Source organism: Streptomyces sp. NPDC030840 (genome assembly GCF_055572015.1).
This window is the reverse complement of record NZ_JBVIEE010000036.1, coordinates 18,258-43,399: the sequence shown is the minus strand read 5'-3', so window position 1 is coordinate 43,399 and position 25,142 is coordinate 18,258. Positions and strand designations below refer to the sequence as shown.

The following is a 25,142-nucleotide window of genomic DNA, read 5'->3' as shown; positions in this document are numbered from 1 at the left end:
GCGGTTGACCGGCGACATGGTGGGGCTGGTGTTGATCGGGGGTGTGAGGGCGCAGCCCCCGCCGAGGGGCGCGGGGCTGTGTCGATTTGCGGCTCTGCCGCGTGGGGGTGATCAGCCACGGACGGTCTGCGGTTGACCGGCGACATGGTGGGGCTGGTGTTGATCGGGGGTGTGAGGGCGCAGCCCCCGCCGAGGGGCGCGGGGCTGTGTCGATTTGCGGCTCCGCCGCGTGGGGGTGATCAGCCACGGCCGGCCCGCACATGGATCCACGACATGATGGGGCTGGTGTGAACCGGGGGGCCGGGGCACAGCCCCGCGTGGTGCCCCCACTCCGGGTGCCCGCACGGTCACGGCGCCCTACAGGACAGTCGGTGCCACGCAGTGCCCCCGCATGGCGCAGAATGGATGACGTAAGTGCGCCCGAGCGCGGACGCACGGACGTCGACGCGGTCCCCCGGTCCGCTCCGTCCGCGCCCCCGCCGAGGGATGGCGCGCTATGAGACGGCGTAGGAGAGAAGCGATACCTGTGAGCGCAGCGACAACGCGAAGCCGTACCCCCGACCGTCTGTGCGCGGAGGCCGTCGACCTCGCCCGCGCCGCCGCCGAGGAGGCCGCCGCGCCAGGTGTCGTCGGCGAGCACGCGGGGCTCATCTCCGAGGGGGACCGCGTTGTCACGCACTTCTTCGAGTGCAAGGAGCTCGGCTATCGCGGCTGGCGCTGGGCGGTGACCGTCGCGCGGGCATCCCGTGCGAAGATCGTGACGCTCGACGAGGTCGTCCTGCTGCCCGGCCCCGACGCCCTCCTCGCCCCCGAGTGGGTGCCGTGGAGCGAGCGCCTGCGCCCCGGTGACATGGGTCCGGGGGACCTGCTGCCCACCGACGCCGAGGACCTGCGTCTGGAGCCCGGCTTCTCCGGCGAGGACGAGCCGGCGCCGAACGCCGCCGTGTCCCACGACATGGCCGAGCTGGTGGAGGCGGAGGACGCCGAGGTCACGGCCGGGGTGCCCGCGAACCTGCCGGTCGCGCCCGTGCGCGGTTCGATCGCCGCGGTCGCCGAGGAGATCGGCATGCGCCGCGCCCGGGTCCTCTCCCGCTACGGGCTGCACAGTGCGGCCGACCGCTGGGAGGAGAACTACGGTTCCAAGTCGGCCATGGCGCAGGCGGCGCCCGCGTCCTGCGTGAGCTGCGGCTTCCTGGCCCCCATCGGCGGCTCGCTGGGCCAGGCGTTCGGCGTCTGCGCGAACGAGTTCTCCCCGGCGGACGGCCGCGTCGTGTCGTTGTCGTACGGGTGCGGGGGGCACTCGGAGGCCGCGGTCATGCCGAAGCCGCCGCGGCCGGCTCCGCCGGTGATCGACGAGACGAAAGTGGACCACTTCCCGCTGCGGCCGTCGCCGGACTCGGGGTCGGTGCCGGTCGCGGCGGCGGACGAGTCGTCGGAGGAGCTGGGGCACTCGTAGGCGGGTGCGTGCGGGCCAGGGGTTTTTCTCGCCCCCGCCGCCCCTACCCGTCCCATCCCCGGAGCTCCGCCCCGGACCCCGCTCCTCAAGCGCCGGAGGGGCTGGAAAACCAGCCCGTCCGGCGCTTGAGGACGAGGCCGCAGGCCGACAGGTGGGTCTGGGGGGCGTAGCCCTCCAGTGATGGGACGGGTAGGGGCGGCGGGGGCGAACGACCTCCGGAAACCACCGCGCGCCTCACACGCGGTACCTTCGTCCCCCCACCCGACATGGAAGGTGAACCGTGAGCAAGTTCGTGCGGCCGGCGGCCGAGGGCGCGGACCCCTTCGGGACGGCCCGCCTGCGGCGCGGCGTGCTGGACGCCTGGGCCACCAGCCCGGCCCGCTTCCGTGAGGACGCCAACGCCGAGGAGGACCTGGTACTCGGCGGCTACCGGGACAGGCTCGTCGTCGAGCTCGCCCAGAACGCCGCCGACGCCGCCGCCCGGGCCAAGGTGCCGGGCCGGCTGCGTCTCACCCTCCGTGACGGCGTCCTCGTCGCCGCCAACACCGGCGCACCCCTCGACGCGACCGGCGTGGAGTCCCTGTCCACGCTGCGCGCCTCCGCCAAGCGGGACACGCACGAGGCCACCGTCGGCCGGTTCGGCGTCGGCTTCGCCGCCGTGCTGGCCGTCACCGACGAGCCCGCCGTCGTCGGACGGCACGGAGGCGTCCGCTGGTCCCTCGCCGAGGCACGCGAACTGGCCGCCGACATCGCCCGCCACAGCCCGGGCCTGGGTGACGAGATCCGCCGGCGCGACGGCCACGTACCCCTGCTGCGGCTGCCGTTCGCGGCCGAGGGCAGCGCCCCGGAGTCGTACGACACGGTCGTGATCCTGCCGCTGCGGGACGCCGCCGCCGAGGATCTCGCCGAGCGGCTCCTGAACGGCGTGGACGACGCGCTGCTGCTCGCCCTGCCGGGCCTGGACGAGGTCGTCGTCGAGGTCGGGGACGGCACGCGTACGCTGCGCCGCCGGCCCCGCGAGCACGGCGTGACCGTCGAGGACTCCCGGGAGGGCACCACCTACTGGCGTACGGTCTCGCAGGCCGGGCCCCTCGATCCGGCGCTCCTCGCCGACCGGCCCGTCGAGGAGCGGCTGCGCCCCTTCTGGTCCGTGACCTGGGCTGTCCCGATCGACGCCGACGGCAGCCCGGTCCGCCCCCGTACCGCGCCCGTCGTGCACGCGCCCACCCCGAGTGACGAGCCGCTCGGCGTGCCCGCGCTGCTCATCGCCTCGCTCCCGCTGGACACCACGCGCCGCCACGCCGCGCCCGGCCCGCTGACCGGCTTCCTCGTGGAGCGCGCGGCCGACGCGTACGCCGAACTCCTCGCCGACTGGCGCCCGGTGACGCCCGGGATCATCGACCTCGTGCCCGGTCCGCTGGGCAAGGGCGAGCTCGACGGGGCGCTGCGGCAGGCGATCCTCGACCGGCTGCCACGCACCGCCTTCCTGCCTCCGGCCATCGACCCGGCCACGATCGAGCCCGGCCAGGGCGACGAGCTTCCCGAGGCGCTCCGCCCCCGTGACGCCGAGGTCGTCGAGGGCGCCGGGGCGGAGACCGTACGGGTCCTCGCCGAGGTGCTCCCCAGTCTCCTGCCGGCCGGGCTCGAACGCCGCGTGGAGCTGCGCACCCTCGGCGTGGCCCGGCTTCCGCTCACCGAGGCCGTCGACCGTCTCGCCGGGCTGGAGAAGGCGCCCGGCTGGTGGCGGCGGCTCTACGACAGCCTCGCCGGGGTCGACCCCGACCGGCTGTCCGGGCTGCCCGTGCCGCTCGCCGACGGCCGTACGACGATCGGGCCCCGGCAGGTGCTGCTGCCCACGCCGGACGAGGCGCGTATCGAGCCGGAGGCCCTGGCCCGGCTCGGCCTCAAGGTCGCCCACCCCGACGCCGCCCATCCGCTGCTGGAGAAGCTGGGCGCGCTGCCCGCGACACCCCGCGCCGTGCTCACCACCCCGCAGGTGCGGGCCGCCGTGGCCGCCTCCCTCGACGAGGACACCGGCGCCTGGGAGGAGGACGCCCCCGACGCCGAGGAACTCGCGGACATCGTGCTCGGGCTCGTCCGCGACGCCGGCCTGGGGCCGGGTGACGAACCCTGGCTCGGCGCCCTCGCCCTTCCCGACGAGGAGGGGGAGCTCGCACCCGCGGGCGAGCTGGTCCTCCCCGGCAGCCCGTTCGCCCAGGTGATGCGCGAGGACGAACTCGCCTCGGTGGACGCCGAGCTGGCCGAGCGCTGGGGCGAGCAGCCGCTGGCCGCGTGCGGTGTGCTGGCGAACTTCCTGCTCGTACGGGCCACGGACGTCGTCCTCGATCCGGACGAACTGGAGCCGCGGGAAGGCGACTTCGCCGAGCCCGACGACGCGGGCCTCCTCGACGCCGTCGACGTGTGGTGCGAGGACGTCCTCGACCGGCTCCCGGACACGCCCGTGCCGCCGGTCGCGACCGAGATCGTCGCCGTGCGGGACCTCGACCTCGTGGACGACGACCGCTGGCCGCAGGCCCTCGCCCTCCTCTCGCGGCCCCCGCTGCGCGACGCGCTCACCCAGCCGGTGCGTGTCCTGCTGCCGGACGGGACCCACGAGATCGTCCGTTCCTACACGGCGTGGTGGCTGCGCGGGAACCCGGTGCTCGGCGGACGCCGTCCGGCCGGGCTGCGCGCCGCCGGCGGCGACCCGCTCCTGCACGGCCTGTACGACGACGCCGACGCCACCGGCTTCGAGGACGAGCAGGTCCTGCGGGCGCTCGGCGTCCGCACGTCCGTGGCCGCCCTGCTGGACGAGCCCGGCGGCGCCGCCGAACTCCTCGACCGTCTCGCCGACCCGGAGCGGCACGTCACGTCCGCCCAGCTCCACGCCCTCTACGGCGCGCTGGCCGACCTCGACCCGGAGCAGGTGACCCTGCCGGACGAGCTGCGGGCCGTGCTGGACGGGGAGGTCGTCGTCGTGGACGCGGCCGACGCCGTGGTCGTCGACTCGCCCGACCTGCTGCCGTTCACGGGCGGGGTGCCGCTGCTGCCCGTGAGGCCGTCCGGGGCCGCCGATCTCGCCGAGCTGTTCCAGGTGCGGCGGCTGAGCGAGTCGGTGACGGGCGAGGTCGACTCCGAGGGCACCGAGCACGACGTACCGGAGTCCGTACGGGTACTGCTGGGCCCCGCCACCCCGGCCTCGTACGTCGAGCACGAGGAACTCGTCGTCGACGGGGTCGAACTGGACTGGCGGCGTACGCGGGACGGTGTACTGCACGCCGCGACCCTGGAGGGTGTCGCCGCCGGGCTCGCCTGGGCGGCGGGGCAGTGGCCGCGCCGCTTCGAGGTCGCCGCGCTGCTGGAGGACCCGTCGAGGACGGAGGAGCTGGCACGGGACCGCTGGTTCGACTGAGAGCACAGAGAGCACAGAGCGCACCGAGAGCAGAGCACAGTGTGCACCGAGAGCACAGTGTGCACCTGAGACACAGTGCGCACTGAGCGACTGCACGGGCGGACATGGAATAGACACACTTGGGGTGGTTTCCGCCATTCGAGCCCGAGGTGCCCGTGCGGTCCGCGCTCCCGCTCCATAGTGGGGTGGCCATACGTTTCCGCGTACGACCGAAGGGACAACCATGCCCAGATCGACGCACGTACGGACAGCTGTAGCGGCGCTGTCGTTGACCGCCCTCGGAACCCTCGGAACCCTCGGATTCCTCGGCTCACCGGCCGCGGCCTCGGCGGGCGACGCGCCCCGTACCGCCGCTGCGGCCGCCTGCCCCTGGAACCTGGGCATGCCGACGGCCAGCGACAACCCGAACACCACGACGGACTACGTCGCCGACCCCGCCCCGGTCCGCAAGGGGCCGTACGGTGCGTGCGACGCGGTCCAGACCCTCTCGCCGGGGGAATCGGTGACGGTGAGGTGCTACGTGGTCAACAGCTACGGAAACACCTGGTCGTACATCCCCGGCAGCGGCTGGGTGTGGGACGCCCACCTGAGCGGCGGCGGATCCCCGCACATCTGCCGGTTCTAGCCCCGCGACGTCAGTCGCCGTCACACGGGGAGGCGGCGGCCCACCCACCTCCACAGGAACTCCAGGGCGACCGCCGCCACCGCCGCGATGCCCACGGCCAGCCAGGGCATCGCGGCGCCCACCAGTTTCAGCGCGAAGAAGTGCTGCAACCAGGGCACCACGAGCACCAGCACGAAGCCGGCGCCCATCGACGCCACCAGGGCCAGACGCCACCACGTGTACGGGCGGGCGATGATCGCCAGTACCCACAGGGAGATCAGGAACAGGGTGAGGGTGGCCGCGCTCGTCTCCGCGTCCAGTGAGCCGGGGCCCGTGTAGTAGTGGCGCGCGATCAGGTACGTCACGAAGGTCGCCAGCGCCGCCACCACGCCGCCCGGGATCGCGTACCGCATGACCCGCCGCACGAAGTCCGGTTTCGCCCGCTCCTTGTTGGGCGCGAGGGCGAGGAAGAAGGCCGGGACGCCGATCGTCAGGGTGGACAGCAGCGTCAGGTGCCGGGGCAGGAACGGGTACTCGACCTGCCAGCACACCACCAGGATCGCCAGCAGCACCGAGTAGACGGTCTTCACCAGGAACAGCGTCGCGACCCGCGTGATGTTGCCGATGACCCGCCGCCCCTCCGCCACGACCGACGGCAGGGTGGCGAAGCTGTTGTTGAGCAGCACGATCTGGGCGACGGCCCGGGTGGCCTCCGACCCGGACCCCATGCTCACCCCGATGTCGGCGTCCTTGAGGGCCAGTACGTCGTTCACGCCGTCGCCGGTCATGGCCACGGTGTGCCCCTTCGACTGCAGGGCGCCCACCATGTCCCGCTTCTGCTGCGGGGTGACCCGCCCGAACACGGTGCCCGCGTCGAGGGCGTCCGCCATCTCGTGACGCTCGGCGGGCAGCCGCCGTGCGTCCACCACCTCACCGCTGAGGCCCAGCTTCCCGGCCACGGCGCCGACGGAGACCGCGTTGTCGCCGGAGATGACCTTGGCCGCCACGTTCTGCTCGTCGAAGTAGCGCAGTGTGTCGGCGGCGTCCGGGCGCAGCCGCTGCTCGAGGACGACGAGCGCGGTGGGCCGGGCCTCGTGGGTGACGTCCTCGGCGTCCAGGTCCCGCACCGCCCGCACGAGCAGCAGCACGCGCAGCCCGTCCTCGTTCAGCCGCTCGGTCTCGGCGAGCGCGGGGTGGCCGTCGGCCAGCAGCACGTCGGGGGCGCCCAGCAGCCACGTACTCGTACTCGTACTCGACGCGCCGTCGCCCTCGCCCTCGCCGGGGGCTTCACTGAAGGAGGCCCCGCTGTACTTGCGGGCCGAGGAGAAGGGCAGGGACGCGGTGCAGCGCCAGCTGTCGTCGCCGTCCGGGTAGGCGTCGATGATCGCCTGGAGGGAGGCGTTCGGACGAGGGTCGGACTCGCCGAGGGCGGCCAGCACCTTCCGTACGTACGACTCGTCGGCGCCGTCCAGCGGCCGCAGCTCGGTGACGTCCATGCCGCCCTCGGTGAGCGTGCCCGTCTTGTCGAGACAGACCGTGTCGACGCGGGCGAGGCCCTCGATGGCGGGCAGCTCCTGCACGAGACACTGCTGGCGCCCCAGCCGGATCACCCCGATCGCGAAGGCGACGGAGGTGAGGAGCACCAGCCCCTCCGGGACCATGGGCACGATTCCGCCCACGGTCCTGGCGACGGAGTCCTTGAAGTCGTTGTCCTTCACGACGAGCTGGCTGATGATGAGCCCGATCGCGGTCGGGACCATCATCCAGGTGACGTACTTCAGGATCGTGGAGATACCGGACCGCAGCTCGGACTGCACGAGCGTGAACCGGGACGCCTCCTCGGCGAGCTGCGCCGCGTACGCCTCGCGCCCGACCTTGGTCGCCTTGAAGGCCCCGCCGCCCGCGACGACGAAGCTGCCGGACATGACCTGGTCCCCCGGCTGCTTGACGACGGGATCTGCCTCCCCGGTCAGCAACGACTCGTCGACCTCGAGGCTGTCGGTCTCGACGCACGCGCCATCGACGACGATCTTGTCCCCCGGCCCGATCTCGATGAGATCCCCGAGCACGATCTCCGACGTACCGACCTCGGCGGCCACCCCGTCCCGCCGCACGGTCGGCCGGACCTCCCCGATGAGGGCCAGCGAGTCCAGCGTCTTCTTGGCCCGCCACTCCTGGACGATCCCGATCCCCGTGTTCGCCAGGATGACGAACCCGAACAGGCTGTCCTGGATCGGCGCCACGAACAGCATGATCAGCCACAGCACACCGATGATCGCGTTGAACCGGGTGAAGACGTTCGCCCGCACGATGTCCACGGCGGAGCGGCTGCTCCGCACGGGAACGTCGTTCACCTCACCGCGAGCCACCCGCTCGGCCACCTCGGCGGCGGTCAGCCCGACCGCCCGCCCGGAGGGAGGAAGGGGAACGGGATGCACGGGATCGAGTTCCGCGCCCGCGTTGATGTACGTCATGCGTTCGACGTTACGTGCGGATGTGGGGGTTGACTCGCTGAGTGGGCGGAAGATCCGACTTGGGGAGGAGGGGGGTGGTGCGGTGGTTGTATGCGGGCTGTTGTCGACCGATGGGCGTATCGACGTCCGGAGGACCGTCGTCCCTTGCGTTCGGTAGTGGGGGCGGGGGAGCGGTGGCTGGTTCTGATCGCGAGCGCGCTGGGGCGGCGGACAGGGCGCGGAGATGGATCGCATGTGAGCTACCTGTGAGTAATAGGTGCCGCGAGAGTGCAGGAAGCGTGTGTGAAGGTGATCGTCCGGGCCTGTTCGGTGACTCTGAGGTGGCTGGTTCCTGCATGTGGTGACTGCAGAGAGTGATCAAAGTGGCGGTGGGTCGGCGAGGGGTGCATAAGCGGGCATTGCCGCGCGTTTCCCCAGTTCGCGGCTCGGTTGTCGCGGTTTTCGGTGACCTAACGCACTTGACGTGATGCACCTCGCGCGCATTAACTCACTCCACTCGTGGAACTTTGGTAACTCTGGGTGGGGATTGTGGAGTCGGGGTGGGGCGCGCGTGGGGGCGCGCGTGTGATCAGTCTTGGACTGGCGTCTGTGCTGTGGGCCGTGGTCGGCTCCTTCTCGTTCGGGGCGCACCCAGCGGCGGCCGACGCCTGCTCCGGCGGGACGGAGTCGGATTTCAACGGCGACGGCATCCGGGACATCGCGGTAGCCGACCCGTTGGCCACGGTGGAAAGTCAGGCCGAGGCCGGACTGGTGCGTGTGGTGCTCGGTGGAGGCAAGGGAGTCTCCGAGCTCTCGCAGGCGCTGATTGGGATGTCGGCCAACCCGGAAGCGGGGGACAAGTTCGGCTACTCGATCGCCGCCTATGACGCGAATCAGGACGGGTGTACGGACCTGGCAGTGGGCTCCCCCTACGAGGACGTGACCCCGGCCGAAGGGCCTCAGGCTGACGCGGGCTCGGTGTACGTCATCCACGGCACGCCCTCGGGTATCGGTGCCGGGTCCCCGATCGACAGTTACACGCAGGCCGGTCTGGACGACACGACCGTCACCGAGGCCGGCGACCTGTTCGGGTTCGCGCTGGCCGCCGGCAGGACTACCGGCGGCAAGTCGTTCCTCACCGTGGGAGTGCCGGGCGAGTCCATCGGCACGGCCTCGGACGCGGGCTGCATCCACTACGTGCAGGGCAGCACCACCAAGACCACTGTCAACCAGGACGATCCGGGGGTCCCGGGCGTGGCGGAGGCCAACGACCGTTTCGGGTACACGCTGGCGTCGACCGGCCGCTACCTCGCCGTGGGGGCGCCGGGCGAGGCGATCGGCGAAGAGTCGTTCGCCGGGTCCGCCACGCTGTTCAACCACACCCTCACCGAGGGCCGGCCCACCTCGCTGGACGGACTGGACGAGAATCACGCCGAACTGGTGTCCGGTGTCGCGGAGAGCGGTGACCGTTTCGGAACCGCGCTGGCGATGATTCCGTACCGGCCTTCCGGCGCCGCGTCGGAGACGGACGCTCTGCTGGCGATCGGCACACCGAACGAGGACGTCGGCACCGTCACCGATGCCGGTGCCGTGACGGTCGTCCAGATCAAGTCCACGGATGCGGTCGACGAGGTGAACGTGATCCACCGGTCCACTTCCGATGTCGCGGGCGACCCGGTCGTCGCGGACTTCTTCGGCCAGCGGGTCGCGCTCGCCAACACCAGCCCGGGTGCGGTGGGCACCCCAGCCACCGTCAAGCTCGCGGTGAGCGTGCCGAACCAGGAGGTGGGGACCACGGAGAACGCGGGCGCGGTCCATGTGCTGCCGGGGCTGGGGGCGCCGGGCTCCGGGGACCGCATCCTCACCCGAGGGGACGGCCTGCCGGATGCCGCCGAGGCGCGGGACTTCACGGGGACGGGACTCGGGGCCACTCCGAGCGACCTGTACGTCGGGGTTCCGTACAGCAAGACCGCGGGTGTGCAGAAGGGCGTCGCGTACGTGGCGCCGTGGAGCCTGGTCGGCGGAGGTTCCGGGACCGTCCGCACGCTCAAGCCGGGCGCGGACGGGATTCCGGACGAGGGCAAGGCCTTCGGCTCCGTGATCCGCTGACCAGCCCGACGACGAGGGCGTACGCAGTCCGGGGGATTTCCCAGGGGGGACAGTGAACAGAACAGTGATGCGCCGTGCCCGCATACGGGCCGGCATCGTGGTGGGCATCCTGACGTCCTTACTCGCGGCCGGGATGGCCGACCTGTCCGGTAGCGGTACGCAAGCCCGCGCGGACACACCCGACCGACGGGTCGAGCAGGGCAAGGCGCCCAAGGCCCTGGCCACCGAGCAGGCCGCGGCCCGGGCCGCCACCGACTTCGACAAGCCGGTGGAGATCCTCTCGCTGCGCACCGAGCGCAGCCAGACCTTCGCCAACCCGAATGGGACGTTCACCGCACGGGAGTACGCCCAGCCGGTGCGTACCCGCAAGAACGGCGAGTGGACGGACATCGACACCACGCTGGTCGCACAGCCCGACGGCCGACTGGCTCCGAAGGCGACGTCCACCGCGATGTCCGTCTCCGGTGGCGGGGACAGCGCGTTCGCCACGGTGATCAAGGACGGTAAGAGCCTGTCGGTGTCCTGGCCCGGGAAGCTGCCGAAGCCAGCCGTTGAGGGCAGCACCGCCACGTACGGATCCGTCCTGCCCGGCGTCGACCTGGTGGTGAGGGCCGAGAACGACGGTTTCTCCCACGTGCTCGTCGTGAAGTCGGCCAGGGCGGCCGCGAACCCGGACCTTGCCTCGCTGACGCTGCCGGTGACAGCCCCCGGCCTCGACGTGGGCAAGGACGACGACGGCGGGTTGGTAGCCAGGGACAAGGCCTCGGGTGGCACCGTCTTCGAGGCACCGCAGCCGCTGATGTGGGACTCCAGCGGATCACGGCCGCGCGCATCGGGCCTCCACGAGGCGGGGCCCGGTCCGTCCGACGGAGCCCGGACCGCCGACGTGGGGCTCGACGTGCGCGACGACGCCATGGTGCTGAGGCCCGACACCGGTCTGCTGAGGGACAAGAGCACCAAGTACCCCGTCTTCATCGATCCGGTCACCAAGACCGCTTCGCGCACCGCCTGGACGTGGGTGTCGTCCGCGAACTCGGGCCTCGCGGGCTGGAAGTTCTCGAACTCGGCGGACGGCGTCGAGGCGGGCAAGGGCGTCGGCCTGTGCCCGGCGAACGTCTCCGTGCGCTGCACCGGCGGCAACGACGTGCAACGGCAGTACTACGCGATGCCGACCGGCAGCTACGAAGGCAAGAGGATCATCAAGGCCGAGTTCGCGATCACGCTGCTGCACACCTACAACGACGACGCCCGCTCGGTGCAGCTGCACCGGGTCAACAGCTCGGGCGGCAGCGCGATCAACTCGGGCACCAAATGGTCCAACAAGCCGTCGAGCAAGGACCACATCACCTCCAAGTCGCCCACCAACCCGACGGGTTCCTGCACCGCGACCAACCAGAACGTGCGCTTCGGCGTCACGGGGACGATCCAGAAGGCGGCGGACGCCGGCTGGGACTCCACCACCTTCGGTCTGAAGGCCGCGGACGAAGGCTCGTACGCGTCGTGGAAGCGGTTCTGCAACAACGCCGCGCTGGAGATCGAGTACAACCGGCTTCCGTACCAGCCCCGGATGGACGAACTGGACATGGACCCGGGCGGCAAGTGCGAGTACGGCAGGGCGACGAAGCACTACACGAAGAAGGCGCCGACCCTCTCCGCGATCATCTGGGATCCGGACCACGGGGACGTTCCCGGTCACACCGAGAAGCTGAAGGCGCAGTTCGAGATCTTCTGGACGGCAACGGACGGCCGTCAGAAGAGCTACACCGTCACGACCGGCTATCTGAACTCCAACAGCGACAGCGGCAAGAACCCCCGCAGCAGCGGGTGGGAGCAGTTCGAGTACAAGGTGGGAACCGACATCGAGGGTGATGGCACGGGTGCCTTCACCCTTCCTCAGAACACCGTGATCGGCTGGTGGGTCCGGGGCAGCGACGGCTCGACGGACAGCAGCGGCAAGCTCCTGTGGGGGCCGTGGAGCAACGAAGGAGACGCCACGCGCTGCGAGTTCATCCTGGACTCCACGAAGCCCGAGGCACCGACGGTGACATCGACGCGGTACCCCAACGACGGTGCCTGGCATGACGGGGTAGGCGCGTACGGCACGTTCACGCTCCACTCCCCGGACACCGATGTGGCCCGCTACCGCTACCAGTTCAGCGGCGAGTCGGAGAAGACGGTGACCCCCGCCGAGTCGGGCAAGCCTGCCGTGATCCGGTGGATGCCGAAGCGGGAACGTTCCACCTCGCTGTACGTCGAGGCTGAGGACCACGCGGGCAACAGCAAGGAGATCACGACCTCCTACCGCTTCCGCGTGACCAAGGGCCGTGCGCCGAAGGCCTCATGGGCACTGGCCGACGCGGCCGGGTCCGATCACGCGGTCGGCGGCGACGGAGCGCCGAGCGCGACGGCCGGATCCGGGGTGACCTTCGGGGTGAAGGGACCTCATGGCTCCTCGCGTACCGCGGCACGGCTCAACGGCACCAGCGACGCCTATCTCAACGCGGGACAGCACATCGTCGACACCGACAAGACGTTCACGGTGGCGGCTTGGGTGAGGCTTCCCGAACTGCCGACGACATCGATGAGCGTCGTCAGCCAGGACGGTTCGGCCCAGTCCGGGTTCTCGCTCGGTTACGACGCGAAGACGAAACGGTGGTCGTTCCTGGCACCGGACAGCGAGATCGACTCGATGATCTCGTGGGAGGTCCTCGGCCCACGGCCCGTGCCGGGAGAGTGGACGCACCTGGTCGGCGTGTACGACAAGGACGAGGCCCGGACGGCCGGAGGCGTTCCCGGGACGATGCGGATGTACGTCAACGGGACCCTCGTCACTGGCGACATACAGGAACGGCCCACCACCTGGAATGCCACGGGTTCGCTCCAGATCGGACGGGCGCTGGAGCCGTCCGGCTACACCGCGCACCTCAAGGGGACGGTCTCCGGCGTACAGGTCTTCAACCGCGTGGTGACCGCGGACGAGACGTCGGCTCTGGGCGGTATGCCTCCGCTGCAACTGGCGTACTGGGACATGGACGAAGCCGAAGGTGCGGTGGTGCCTGAGCAGTCCGGCGGCACAGGGCTCACCCTTCGCGGCACAGCGTCGGTCTACCAGCCGGACGATTCCTGTGATCCGCTGGAGCAGATCTGTACCGCACCCGCCCCGCCGCTCTGGGGCGACGGTCACCTCGCCCTGGACGGCAGCTCCGCATACGGGACGCGCGCCAAAGGCCTGCTCGATCCCAAGTCCAGTTTCACTGTGACGGCCCGGGCCCGGCTCACGTCCCTTGACGGGGCCAAGGACCAGACCGTTCTCTCCCTGCCCGGCACGGCCAACACCGCTGTGGTCGTGCGCTACGACGCGGACAAGGATCGTTGGCAGCTGGCCGTGACCCAGAAGGACGCGGCCGGGGCGGCGGTGACGAAGTCGCAGGTGAATGGTCCCCTGCCGAGTTTCACGGACAAGGGAGATCACCTGGCCCTGGCCTACAACGCACTCTTCGGAGAGGCACGGCTGTACGTCAACGGCCAGTGGAACGGCGAGGTCGTCAAGTGGCCCGACAACGCCTGGGACCTGTCGACCGTGGGCATTCAGGTGGGCCGTACGGGGATCGGGTCGGCCGGATCCGAGTACTTCTCCGGCTCGATCGACGAGGTGCGCGTCTTCGAAGGCGCGCTCGACGAGCCTCTCGCATCGGCCGTCTCGGTCCTGAAGGACGACACCAGCCTTGGTGAGCCGATGACGTAGCACGAGCACGCGGTAACGGCCCTGTCCGAGGGGACGGCAGCCGCCACCGCGACCAGCCACCCCCACGCCTACTTCTGAGTGTCGACGGAGAAACGACATGGCTACGCCCAGCTGGTTCCGCCCGCGCCCGCGTTTACGACCCACACGAATGCGCCGACACGTTGTCCTCGCCTTGGGCACTGTCCTGGCCGCCGGCCTGCTCTCACCGGCTGTCCCGGCTGCGGCGGCGGATGACGCCGGAACCGAACGCCGGGGCGTGCAGAAGGACTTGGGCAAGCCAGTTCCCGGCAAGGAGCTGAAGGCGAAACCATTCGCCTCCAACCCGGCGGAGAAGGCCAAGGTCAAGACACCCGCGAAGGTGACCTGGCCCGAGCCGGGCAGCGCCGAGATGTCCGTCCGTGACAGGGCGACCAGGGCCACCAAGGGGCTGCCCGTCGAAGCCGGACCTCCCAAGAGACCTGAGAGATCCCGGCCCGCTCCGGACTCCGTGACGGTCCGGGTTCTCAGCCGAAAGCAGACGCGGGCAGCCGGCCTCGACGGCGTCCTGATGACCGTCGCGCGCACGGACGGGACGGCGAAGGCGGGCGCCGCACGGATCGAGCTCGACTACTCCGGCTTCGCCGACGCGTACGGCGCGGGCTACGGGTCCCGGCTCCGGCTGGTGCAGTACCCGGAGTGCATCCTCACCACGCCGAAGAAGCCTGCTTGCACCACCCCGCGCGAACTGACCAGCACCAACAACGCCGCCGCCGAGACGCTCGCCGCCGACGTGCCCGTAGCGGCAGACCAGCAGAGCTCCGGCCGCCAGTCGCGGTCCACGAGCGTCACCGGCGCTACGGGTGGCGTGACGGTATTCGCGGCCACCGCCGGCTCCTCAGGCGACCAGGGCAGCTTCGGCGCCACAACGCTGTCCCCGTCGGCCCAGTGGAGCGTGTCCAACTCCTCGGGCGCCTTCAACTGGTCGTACCCGATGCGCACGCCACCCGCGCCGGGAGGCCTGTCGCCCGCCGTCTCCCTGGGCTACGGCTCCCAGGCCGTGGACGGTCAGACAGCCGCCACCAACAACCAGGGGTCCTGGATCGGTGAGGGCTTCGGCTACGAGCCGGGCTTCATCGAGCGCCGCTACAAGCCCTGTGCCGATGACGGTCATGACAAGACCAACGGTGACCTGTGCTGGGCCTATTACAACGCCACCATCCAGATCGCCGGCGGCCCGTCGGGCGAGCTCATCATGGATGACGAGACGGACGAGTGGCGCATCAGCAGCGACAGCAACAGCAAGGTCGAACGGCTCTCCGGCGCCAGCAACGGTGACAACAACGGCGAGCACTGGCGGGTGACGACCACCGACGGCACCCAGTACTACTTCGGCCTGGACAACCTGCCCGGATGGACCTCCGGCAAGACGCAGACCGGCTCGACCTGGACCGTGCCCGTCTACGGTGACGACAGCGGCGAGCCCTGCTACGACGCGACGCTCGCCGACGCCCACTGCGTGCAGGCCTGGCGCTGGAACCTCGACTACGTCGTCGACCCGCACGGCAACGTCATGTCGTACTACTACGGCAAGGAGACCAACTACTACACGCAGGGCCTGAAGACCGACGAGAACGGCAAGCCCTACACGCGCGGCGGCTACCTCCGGCGCATCGAGTACGGCCAGCGCGACGGCAAGGTCTACGACAGCCCGGCACCGGCCCGGGTCGTCTTCACCACCGGTGAGCGGTGCCTGGCCGCGGCCGCGGACTGTGAGCCCGGGGACCTGACCGACTCCACGGCCACCCGCTGGCCCGACGTCCCGTGGGACCTGAACTGCAAGCCCGACACCAAGTGCGAGGGCCAGAACTCGCCGACGTTCTGGACACGCAAGAAACTCAGCAAGGTCACCACGCAGATCCGCAACGGCACCGAATACGCGGACGTCGACTCCTGGACGCTGGGCCACCTCTTCACCGACAACGGCGACAGCTCCAGGTCGCTGTGGCTGAACACCATCAAGCACACGGGTCACGTCGGCGACGGCACTGCGTCGATGCCGAGTGTCGAACTGCTGGGGCAGCAGATGCCCAACCGCGTCGACAAGCCGGGCGACAACATCCAGGCGATGAAGCGGTACCGCCTGACCGGTGTCGAGAACGAGACCGGCGGGCTGCTGGACATCACCTACAAGGCCGTCGAATGCGCTCCGGGCGACCTCCCCTCCGCCGACTCGTCCACCAAGGCCTGCTACCCCGTCAAGTGGAACCCGCCGGGCGCCGCCGACCCGATCCTGGACTGGTTCCACAAGTACCGGGTCGACGAGGTCGTCGAGCGCGACATGACCGGTGGCGCACCGAAGATGGTCACCGCGTACGACTACCTCGGTGACGCGGGCTGGAAGAAGCCCGATCCGGACGGGATCGGCAAGGCCGAGTACCGCACCCGCAGCGAGTGGCGCGGTTACGGCAAGGTCCGCGTCACCAAGTCCGACGGCACGGTCAACGCCGCCAACCGGCGCACCGAGCACGTCTACCTGCGTGGACTGGGCGGCGAGGTGACCGACTCGGAGGGTACGAAACACACCGACGCCGACGAACTCTCCGGCCACGAACTGGAGACGATCACCTACAACGGCGCCTACACCGCCGACAAGATCGTCACCAAGAGCATCACGACGCCCTGGACCCGCACCACGGCGACCAGGGTCCGGAGCTGGGGAACCAGCACCGCGCACTACGTGCGCCCCGCCACCACCACCGTGTACACCGCGCTGGCGAGCGGCGACTGGCAGAAGGTGAAGTCCACCACCCGCTACGACGCCGCGACCGGTCGCGCCAAGGAGTCCGACGACTACGGCACGGTCGGCGACGCCGACGACAACCAGTGCATCCGCACCGAGTACGCGGACAACGCCGCCAAGAACATGCTGGACCTGGTGTCGCGGGTCGAGAAGGTCGCGGTCTCCTGCGATGTCACCCCGAACCGCAAGAAGCAGGTCATCTCCGACGACCTGACGTTCTACGACGGCAAGGGCCTCGGCGAGGCCCCCACCAAGGGCGACCCCACCAAGGTCCAGAAGCTCGCGTCCCACGACGGCACCAAGGCCACGTACCAGACGGTCACGTCCTCCGCTGTCGCCGACTTCGACGCGTACGGACGTCCGCTGAAGGTCACGGACGCGGCGGGCACCGCGACGCGGATCAAGTACACCGAGACCGACGGTCTGACCACGGAGAAGACCGAGACCAACGCCCTCGACTGGACCACCAAGACGGAGTACTACCGCTCCTGGGGTGCCCCCGCCGCCCAGGTCGACCCCAACGGCAGGCGCACGGACCTCGGATACGACGCGCTCGGCCGCCTCACGGGCGTGTGGCTGCCGGACCGGGACAAGCCCAACCGCACGCCGTCGATCAGGTACAGCTACACGGTCCGCAAGAACGCCGCGGTCGCGGTCAAGACGGAGAAGATCGAGAACGACAGCGCGTCGTACGGAGTGGAGTACGCCCTCTATGACGGCCTGCTGCGCCCCCGCCAGAAGCAGACGGAGGGCCCGGACGGCGGCAGCATCGTCGCCGACACCTTCTACGACGGCCTGGGCAACGTGGTGGAGGCGTACGCCGACTACTACACCCAGGGCGCACCGAAGGACACCTTCTTCAAGCCCACCGGGGAAGTGGACGGCCACACCGTCACGCGGTTCGACGGCGCGGGACGCAAGACGGCCGACATCTTCAAGGTCGCCGACGAGGAGAAGTGGCGCACCACGTACGCGTACGGCGGCGACCGCGTCCACGTCGACCCGCCGGCGGGCACGGCCCCCACGACGACCATCACCGACGGACGCGGGCGGACCACAGAGATCCGCCGCTACAAGGGCGACAAGCCATTGCCGTCCGGTACCGCGTCCGACTACGAGGCCACGCACTACACGCACACACGGGCCGGCCAGCTCGAGACGGTCAAGGACCCGGCGGGCAACACCTGGTCCTACGGCTACGACCAGCGCGGCCGCAAGGAGTGGGCCGAGGATCCGGACGCCGGCAGGACCACGTACGCCTACGACGACATGGACCGCCTGACCTCCACCACGGACGCGCGGGGCAAGAAGGTCTCGACCAAGTACGACGTCCTGAGCCGTCCCGTGGGCACGTGGGAGGGCGAGCCGGACACCGGCACGCAGCTGACCGGTCAGGTCTACGACCGCGTCGCCAAGGGCCACCTCTACGGCAGCTACACCTACGTCAACGGTGTCTCCACCGCCGCCACGCTGACGACCGGTCTGGACACCCTTTACCAGCCCACGACCACCAAAGTGGTCATCGGCGGCGACACGGCCACCGAACTCAAGGGCACCTACGAGTTCATCACCGGCTACAACAACGACGGCACCGTCCAAGGGATGACCCTTCCGGAAGTCGGCGGCCTCAAGTCGGAAAGCCTGGTTTTCGATTACGACGAACTCCAGCGCCCGAAGTCGCTGAAGTCCTGGCTGGACGGCCGTGCGATCGGCGCCTACGTCAGCAACGCCGGCTACGCGAACACCTCGCAGCTGCAGGAACTGGACCTCGGCGGTGTCGGGGGGAGCGACAAGAAACTACTCCTGTCGTACGAGTACGAACGGGGCACGAACCGCCTCACCCACGCCAACGCCGAGCTTCCGGGCGTCGCCGCGCAGACATACGACGCCGACTACACCTACGACGCCTCCGGCAACATCACGACCATCGCGGACACCCCGGACGGCGGTCAGGCGGACGTCCAGTGCTTCACCTACGACTGGCAGCGCCGCCTGAAGGCCGCCTGGGCGACGAAGAACTCGTCCGACAACGCGGCGGGTTCGCTGAAGCAGAACTCGGCCTGCGCCACGGCCCCGACGACGGGCACGGTCGGTGGTCCCGCCGCCTACTGGCATGACTTCGACTACGACGACTCCGGCAATCGCAGTCGGCAGGTCCTGCACGGGGTGGGCGGAAAGCCCGATGTCACCCGCACGTACACCTACGGCGAGGACGCGTCGGGCAACGGTGGTCCGCACACGCTCACCAAGGTCGTCCAGACGACTCCGGCGAGCGGCGGCAGCCCCGCGGTGACCAGCCAGGACACGTACGAGTACGACAAGGTCGGCAACACCCAAAAGCGCGTACTGGGTGGAACGACACAGGATCTGAAGTGGGGTCCCACCGGCAAACTGGCCCAGTCCACGAAGGCGGGTGAGGCGACGTCGTTCGTCTACGCCGCCGGGGGCAGCCGGCTGCTGCGCAAGGAGCCGGGCAAGCACACGCTGTACCTGCCCGGCATGGAACTGACCCTCGACACCTCCACCAGGGCGGTCGAGGCGACGCGCTACTACAGTTTCGCCGGCCAGACGGTGGCGCTGCGCACGGAGAAGGGCGTGCACTTCCTCACGGGTGACCACCACGGCACGGCGTCGATCGCGGTCGACGCCAAGTCGGCTGCGGTGACCCGGCGTTACATGGACCCGTTCGGCGCGGCTCGTGGCTCCGCTCCCGCGGATCCGTGGGTGGACGACAAGGGTTTCCTGGGCAAGCCGGTCGACAAGAGCACCGGCTTGACCCACGTGGGCGCTCGCGAGTACGAACCGGAGAACGGCCGCTTCATATCCGCCGACCCGCTGATCGACTTCACCGACCCGCAGCAGATCAACGGCTACGCCTACGCCAACAACAACCCGGTCACCTTCTCCGACCCCACCGGCCTGATGATCTACGACGAGGTCACGGGCATGGGCTTCGGTAACGCCCAGGTTTTGCAGCGGTACATCAACAACAACCGCGAGTGGTACACGTGGAAGGCCCACCAGCCCACGGCCGCGGCCAACCAGGCAGCAGCTGCCGCAGGTGAGGCGGATGCGGCCAAGCAGCGTGCCATCGCAGCGGCCAAGGAACTCGCGGGCATCATCGCCGACGAACTCGGTCTCACCGACGCGCTGGACTGCTTCACCACGGGCAGCCTGGGCGCCTGCGGCGCGACCGCCCTCAACGTCGCCACCAGCTTCGTCGGCGGCCTCGTGGGCAAACTCGCCACCAAGTACGGCATGCCGTGGAACTGGAAGAAGGGTGTCGCCCTCGGCAAACGCATCGCCGGCCTGCTCGGCGACCTGGTCGACGGCTTCATGGACTGGGGGAAGCTGGACGCGAAGGCGACGCGGCTTGCGGGGATCGCCGAGGACGTGGCAGCCAAGGCCGAGGACTTCGACGGCCCCTTACCGGGCAGCTGTCCCATCTCCAACAGCTTCACCCCGGATACCCGCGTCCTGATGGCCGACGGCACGTCCAAACGCATTGAGGACATCAGGAACGGCGACAAGGTCAAGGCCACCGACCCCAAAACCGGAAAGACCCTCACCAAGACGGTCACCGCCGAGATCAAGGGCAAGGGCGCCAAGCACCTGGTCAAGGTCACGATCGACACGGACGGCAAGAAGGGCACCAAGACTGCGTCCGTGACAGCGACCGACGGCCACCCCTTCTGGGTCCCGGAACTGGGCGAGTGGATAGACGCCACCGACCTGAGCTCTGGGCAGTGGCTGCGCACGAGCGCGGGAACTCACGTTCAGATCACGGCGGTTGAGCGCTGGACGGCCAGCGATGCAACCGTGCACAACCTCACCGTCGCGGACGTGCACACGTACCATGTGCTGGCGGGGGCCACGCCGGTACTCGTCCACAATCAGAACGACGACGCCTGTCGGATTGTTGGCGGCGCACCGGGCAGCAGACCTGGAAAGAACTTTACGCCTGCTGGCAAGAAGAAGGTCGTCGAGGCGAATGAGGAGAAGTACGGTGTTGCGACGTGCGAAATCTGTGGCGCCGAAGTAATTCAGCCTAAGAAGTCTCAACGTGGCGTTACTCCTCCCGAGAATGAGTGGCAAATCGATCACATTGATCCGAAGTCGAAAGGCGGATCAGGGGACCCGTCCAATGGTCAGGTCTTGTGCAGAGTTTGCAATAGAGAAAAGTCCGATAACTGAAAGGTCGCCCCTGTGACTGGAGCACGATCGGGAAGCGAATCGATTCAGCGCAAGATCCGTGACGATGTAGCAACTCGAGGGTGGAGCTGGATTTGGGTATTTGACCCTGACGGCTCGGCTCCTCCCTTCGCGTACAGCATCGGATTTGCCGCTACCTTTAACCATCCCGAAGTGGTCGTGGTGGGACTTTCCGAAGATACTTCGGCTGGCGTTCTTCGAGCGGTAGAGGCGGAGCTCGCGGAGGGGGTTATGTACCGTGATGGGGATTCCTCTGATGAAATCCTGAATGGTTTCTCTGTGCGCTTCAAGGCCGTCTCAGAGGAATTGCTTTTGGCGAATCTTGTGCAGGCGGCAAACTTTTACGCAGGTAGTACTCCTCGCGCACTGCAGCTAGTATGGCCGGATCGCGATGGCAACTATCCCGAGGGGGCGGATGCTCCTGCCTGGCTTAATGAGAGGCAGGCGCTATTGATGTGACGTGAGAAGAGGCGAAGGCTTCGTCCATGAAGAGCGCTCAATCCGCAGGAATGTCCACTTCTCGGAATGCGCGATTACCAGCCCCCGCCCAGCTCCACGACCGCCTGCCCGGTCGCGTCCGGCGCCGAGTCACCGGCCAGCGACCGCTTACCGTCTGCTGCCAGCGTGTCGATCAGCTGGGACACCGCCGGATCGGAGGCTACCGGCGCGAACACGCTGCTTCGGCCCGCAGCAGACCGACGTCTGCCAGGCAGTCTCCGCCCAGCGTGACCTGAGGCGTATTCCGTATAGCTACGTGGATATTTCTTTGGTCTGCCGCGTCGGCCCACCCGCCGCGCGGTAGAGGACAACGCTTTCGAGTGCCAGCTTGGGGCTCTCCCGTCATTCAGTACGTGAATCCGAAGCCCTTTCAGTGAGCTTCCTGGCAGGGCTTCCGCCGGGGTCTTTGGCGATAGTTGATCCCAGCGATAGCGGGAAGGGGTGGCGCAGAGCATTTCGGGGACGCCTCATTGTCGTGGGGGAAGCAACGTGCCGTTTGCCGTTTTGGCGCCGCTGTGAGAAATTACTGGCGAAGGTGTGTTTCTGGGCATACCGCACTCCGAGGTCCCTCGCGCACTAGGCCACCAAGTCCACGAATCCGACTATGAAAGCTACGAGGAGTAAGAGCATGCTTTGGAAGGCGTTATAGAAGGAGCTGAGGTCAGCTACGGCAGGGGGCCGTGGCGAACTCCGTGAGACTCGGTGGGACAAGAGGTGAATGAGCGTGCAGCGACAGCAGTTGATCGACTACTTGGCGGGCGATTCCGAGGCATGGTCCGCTTGCCGCTCCGCGCTCGCTGCGGGTGCCCGCTTCCATGTTGAAGAGGAAGCGGTGCCGGTCGAGCGCTTGTGGCACACGTTCCGCAGACGCGAAAGATTGGTGCGACGGAGGGGGCAACCCTCCCTCGGCTTCGTACGCGCTGTATCGGACCTGGCCGCATATGAAGCGGATGATGTGATTGTCAGCTACGTCGATCACCGCTCGGAGGGCGGCTGGTACTTCCAGCTCTTCCTCGAAGCGGGCCAGTCCGGCGTCGTCGCGTGCCTGGGGGTCCGTCCGCCCGGCATGGAGGGGGACTGCGGTCGGCGAGTACGACGATCAATAGACAGTCACTAATACTCCAGCCGTAGATTGTGATCTTCAGTTCTGGGATGCGGCTTGCCGCCGGTAGTGACTGGCGCGTGATCGTGCTTGGTGGCGGCGGCGCCAGTCGGACCAGGCAAGTCGGTGGGCCGCGTCGCGGACGGGCCGGACGGCGAGCGCGATGAACAGGCGGCAGATCTCGTTGCAGGACAGCGGGAGCAGGTCGTCCGGCGTGGGTCGGTGTGCGTGTTCGTCGGCGCGGACGACGGCGAGGAAGGCGTGGGCCAGCATCGCGAGGGTGACCCAGCGCGCCCACGAGGGGTAGCGGCGGACCTGGTGCTCGTCCAGCCCGGCCAGTCCCTTCTCAGTCTGGCAGGTTTCCTCCACCCGCCATCTGAAACCTGCCACCTTGACCAGGGTGGCCAGGGATGTCGGCGTGGTGGAGTGACAGCGGTAGTAGGTGAGTTCACCGGTGCTGCGGTTGCGGCGGATCAGCAGCTGGTGGCGGTCCGGGGCTGCCTCGGCGAGGTCGATGAGGGCCCAGTCGTAGAACCACTGTCCCTTCGCGCCGCGCCCGGCCGAGAGCTTCTGCCAGGCCCGTTTCGGCACCTTCCGCGCCAGGGCATCGGCACGGAACTTGCCTGCACCGGTGGGCACTTCGGTCGAGCAGGCCAGCGCGAGGACATAGCCGATGCCGCGTTCCTCCAGAGCCACACGGAGTCTTGGGTTGCCGCCGTAGACCTCGTCCCCGGTAACCCAGCCGACGTGGTGTCCGGCGTCCAGGAACCGTTCGATCATCGTGCGGGCCAGGTCTGGCTTGGTCGCGAAGGCGGTGTCCTGGCCGAGTCCGGCTGCCCGGCAGCGGTCCGGGTCGCTTGTCCAGGAGCGCGGGATGTACAGCTCCCGGTCCACCGCCGCGTGTCCGTTCTCGCGGGCGTAGATGAGGTAAACGGCGACCTGGGAGTTCTCGATCCGTCCAGCCGTTCCGGTGTACTGGCGCTGGGCCCCGACCGTGTGGGTGCCCTTCTTCACGTCGCCGGTCTCGTCGACAACCAGGACCGCGGCATCGTCATAGAGGTGCTCGACGACGTATTCGCGCACGTCATCACGGACGCCATCGGCATCCCAGACGGCTCGGCACAGCAGATGCTGCATGCCGTGCGGGCTGGCTTCCCCGGCCCATTCCGCGATCGTCCAGCAGTTCTTGCGCGGCAGGTCCGATAGCAATCCCAGTACCAACCGCCCGGCCCGCAGCCGGGGCTCGACCCGGGCGAACCGGCCCGTGATCCGGCCCATGACCACCTCGAATGCCTCCCGCCAACGGACGGGATCCATGCTGTGACCTGCGGCCACCGTCTCTTCGTCAGTCCACACAATGCACGATGACCAACGGTGGTCGCACTCGTCTCCGCGGCGGCCCTGGCCACCGGTGAACTGGCCATACCGTACGGTCAACGGCATGACAGCGCAGGAGTCGAAGGCCCCCAAGCCCCGGGTGCAGTTGGTTATTGGCATCATTCGCCAAGGCGACGAGATTCTGCTTGTGCGAGAGAGCCTCGGCGCCGATGGTGAGATGCTCTGGTCGCTGCCCGGCGGCGGGGTCGAGGACGGCGAGCTCATGCACGAAGCTCTCCGGCGCGAACTGCATGAGGAGACCGCGACGGGTGCCCTGGGAAGAAGCGGGGCAGTCAGCCGCCGTCCGCCGCCGAGTAGTCAACGGGACGGACTCCCTGGACGAGGGCCAAGTGGGCGCGCAGTCCCAGCGACACGCCGTACGAATGACGTGTCGCTGGGACTCCGGAGCCAATTGACGGCCGTCGGCCTGATTCGCCAACAGCATCACGTACGCGCGGCTCCTTCAGGCGTTCGGTTCGCCCTCTTCGGCGCGTCGGCTGCCTCCGGCATCCCGATGACGTACGTCCCCTTCGCGGGCAACGTGGCGACCAGCCCTCGTTTCAGGAGTTCGACGATGGCGCGACGCACGGTGCCGATGCTCACGCGATACAGATCGGTCATGGCGCGCTCGCCCGGCAGCGCGGCCCCCTGTGGCAACTTGCCGGACGCGATGTCTGCCGCGATGGCGTCGGCGGGTTTCACGTACTCGTAGCGCGGAAGCTCCGTCATCTCCACGGTGCCGCAGCCCTACGCGTACCGCAGGAGAGGAACGCGGTCCGCTGCGTTGGGCCGCGGTGTTAATCGGCAGGGTTCCTGGTCAAGGTCGCAGGTTCCAGTTGGCGGGTGGAGGAGACCTTCCAGACCGAGAAGGGACTGGCCGGGCTGGATGAGCACCAAGTCCGCCGCTATCCCTCGTGGGCCCGCTGGGTCACCTTCGCGATGCTGGCCCATGCCTTCCTCGCCGTCGTCCGCGCCGACGAACACGGACACCGACCCACGCCGGATGACCTGATCCCGCTGTCCTGCAACAAGATCTGCCGCCTGTTTATCGCGCTCGTCGTCCGACCCATCCGCGACGCGGCCCACCAGGTTGCCTGGTCAGACTGGCGCCGCCGTCACCAGGCACGATCACGCACCAGTCGCTACCGGCGGCAAGCCGCATCCCAAACGTGAAGATCACGATCTACAGCTGGAGTACTAACGGCACAACCTGTCGGCTTTTATGTCGTGGAGGAGGTGAGCCAAGGTGGCCGGGGCCGTCCTCAATTGGATGCTCGGGGTGTCGCTTTCGCGCAAGTGGATGGCAGGTGTGATTGCTGAGAGCTCGACGCAGTCATTGCCTTCACCGCCGCCGGAGAAGGATGACTTCTGCCACTGAGCGGGGGTGGTCATGGC

11 protein-coding genes and 3 pseudogenes are annotated in these 25,142 nt (G+C 68.9%); 9 read left to right on the top strand and 5 right to left on the bottom strand.

Annotated elements, in window-relative coordinates:
* Positions 1 to 526 precede the first annotated feature (526 nt).
* The 3 genes from ACZ49J_RS42940 to ACZ49J_RS42930 all read left to right on the top strand — a co-directional run bounded on the left by ACZ49J_RS42940 (position 527) and on the right by ACZ49J_RS42930 (position 5,493).
* Positions 527 to 1,456 (top strand): DUF3027 domain-containing protein, encoded by a 930-nt coding sequence (locus tag ACZ49J_RS42940; RefSeq protein ID WP_467456673.1) that lies wholly within the window; start codon positions 527 to 529, stop codon positions 1,454 to 1,456.
* A 280-nt stretch (positions 1,457 to 1,736) separates the two neighbouring features.
* Positions 1,737 to 4,868: a sacsin N-terminal ATP-binding-like domain-containing protein gene (locus ACZ49J_RS42935; protein WP_467456675.1), complete on the top strand. Its 3,132-nt coding sequence runs from the start codon at positions 1,737 to 1,739 to the stop codon at positions 4,866 to 4,868.
* Between the two features lie 223 nt (positions 4,869 to 5,091).
* Positions 5,092 to 5,493: a hypothetical protein gene (locus ACZ49J_RS42930; protein ID WP_467456677.1), complete on the top strand. Its 402-nt coding sequence runs from the start codon at positions 5,092 to 5,094 to the stop codon at positions 5,491 to 5,493.
* Positions 5,494 to 5,513: 20 nt separating this feature from the next.
* Here the strand turns inward: ACZ49J_RS42930 and ACZ49J_RS42925 are convergent, their stop codons facing one another.
* Positions 5,514 to 7,946, bottom strand: coding sequence for an HAD-IC family P-type ATPase (locus tag ACZ49J_RS42925; RefSeq protein ID WP_467456679.1), 2,433 nt, complete (start codon positions 7,944 to 7,946; stop codon positions 5,514 to 5,516).
* Positions 7,947 to 8,510: 564 nt separating this feature from the next.
* Here ACZ49J_RS42925 and ACZ49J_RS42920 point away from each other — a divergent pair.
* The 4 genes from ACZ49J_RS42920 (at position 8,511) to ACZ49J_RS42905 (ending at position 21,229) form a co-directional block, all read left to right on the top strand.
* Positions 8,511 to 10,034: a VCBS repeat-containing protein gene (locus ACZ49J_RS42920; RefSeq protein WP_467456680.1), complete on the top strand. Its 1,524-nt coding sequence runs from the start codon at positions 8,511 to 8,513 to the stop codon at positions 10,032 to 10,034.
* Positions 10,035 to 10,086: 52 nt separating this feature from the next.
* Positions 10,087 to 13,779, top strand: a complete 3,693-nt coding sequence (locus tag ACZ49J_RS42915) for a LamG-like jellyroll fold domain-containing protein (protein ID WP_467456681.1) — start codon at positions 10,087 to 10,089, stop codon at positions 13,777 to 13,779.
* 148 nt (positions 13,780 to 13,927) lie between these two features.
* Positions 13,928 to 20,752, top strand: a complete 6,825-nt coding sequence (locus ACZ49J_RS42910; protein ID WP_467456682.1) for a polymorphic toxin-type HINT domain-containing protein — start codon at positions 13,928 to 13,930, stop codon at positions 20,750 to 20,752.
* A 12-nt stretch (positions 20,753 to 20,764) separates the two neighbouring features.
* On the top strand, positions 20,765 to 21,229 hold the full coding sequence (locus tag ACZ49J_RS42905; protein WP_467456683.1) for a DUF4262 domain-containing protein: 465 nt from the start codon (positions 20,765 to 20,767) through the stop codon (positions 21,227 to 21,229).
* A 57-nt stretch (positions 21,230 to 21,286) separates the two neighbouring features.
* Here ACZ49J_RS42905 and ACZ49J_RS42900 read toward each other — a convergent pair.
* Positions 21,287 to 21,500, bottom strand: a pseudogene (locus tag ACZ49J_RS42900) (IS1380 family transposase); the annotation flags it as partial.
* Between the two features lie 909 nt (positions 21,501 to 22,409).
* The gene (locus tag ACZ49J_RS42895; RefSeq protein WP_467456724.1) at positions 22,410 to 23,648 is read right to left on the bottom strand and encodes an IS701 family transposase; all 1,239 of its coding nucleotides are present in this window, start codon (positions 23,646 to 23,648) and stop codon (positions 22,410 to 22,412) included.
* A 79-nt stretch (positions 23,649 to 23,727) separates the two neighbouring features.
* On the opposite strand from ACZ49J_RS42895, the pseudogene ACZ49J_RS42890 reads away from it, so the two are divergent.
* Positions 23,728 to 23,955 (top strand): annotated as a pseudogene (locus ACZ49J_RS42890) (hypothetical protein); the annotation flags it as partial.
* 236 nt (positions 23,956 to 24,191) lie between these two features.
* Here the strand turns inward: ACZ49J_RS42890 and ACZ49J_RS42885 are convergent.
* Positions 24,192 to 24,476, bottom strand: coding sequence for a GntR family transcriptional regulator (locus ACZ49J_RS42885; RefSeq protein ID WP_467456685.1), 285 nt, complete (start codon positions 24,474 to 24,476; stop codon positions 24,192 to 24,194).
* 84 nt (positions 24,477 to 24,560) lie between these two features.
* Here ACZ49J_RS42885 and ACZ49J_RS42880 point away from each other — a divergent pair.
* Positions 24,561 to 24,920, top strand: a pseudogene (locus ACZ49J_RS42880) (IS701 family transposase); the annotation flags it as partial.
* Between the two features lie 24 nt (positions 24,921 to 24,944).
* Here the strand turns inward: ACZ49J_RS42880 and ACZ49J_RS42875 are convergent.
* Positions 24,945 to 25,139 carry a DUF397 domain-containing protein gene (locus ACZ49J_RS42875; RefSeq protein ID WP_467456686.1) on the bottom strand — a complete coding sequence of 65 codons (195 nt, stop codon included), beginning with the start codon at positions 25,137 to 25,139 and terminating at the stop codon, positions 24,945 to 24,947.
* Between the last annotated feature and the right edge of the window lie 3 nt (positions 25,140 to 25,142).

Excerpts from the sequence above, each read along its gene's own strand:
- ACZ49J_RS42930 (WP_467456677.1), top strand. The coding sequence starts at position 5,092 with ATGCCCAGATCGACGCACGTACGGACAGCTGTAGCGGCGCTGTCGTTG.
- ACZ49J_RS42885 (WP_467456685.1), bottom strand. The coding sequence starts at position 24,476 with ATGACGGAGCTTCCGCGCTACGAGTACGTGAAACCCGCCGACGCCATC.
- ACZ49J_RS42895 (WP_467456724.1), bottom strand. The coding sequence starts at position 23,648 with ATGGGCCGGATCACGGGCCGGTTCGCCCGGGTCGAGCCCCGGCTGCGG.
- ACZ49J_RS42875 (WP_467456686.1), bottom strand. The coding sequence starts at position 25,139 with ATGACCACCCCCGCTCAGTGGCAGAAGTCATCCTTCTCCGGCGGCGGT.
- ACZ49J_RS42910 (WP_467456682.1), top strand. The coding sequence starts at position 13,928 with ATGCGCCGACACGTTGTCCTCGCCTTGGGCACTGTCCTGGCCGCCGGC.
- ACZ49J_RS42925 (WP_467456679.1), bottom strand. The coding sequence starts at position 7,946 with ATGACGTACATCAACGCGGGCGCGGAACTCGATCCCGTGCATCCCGTT.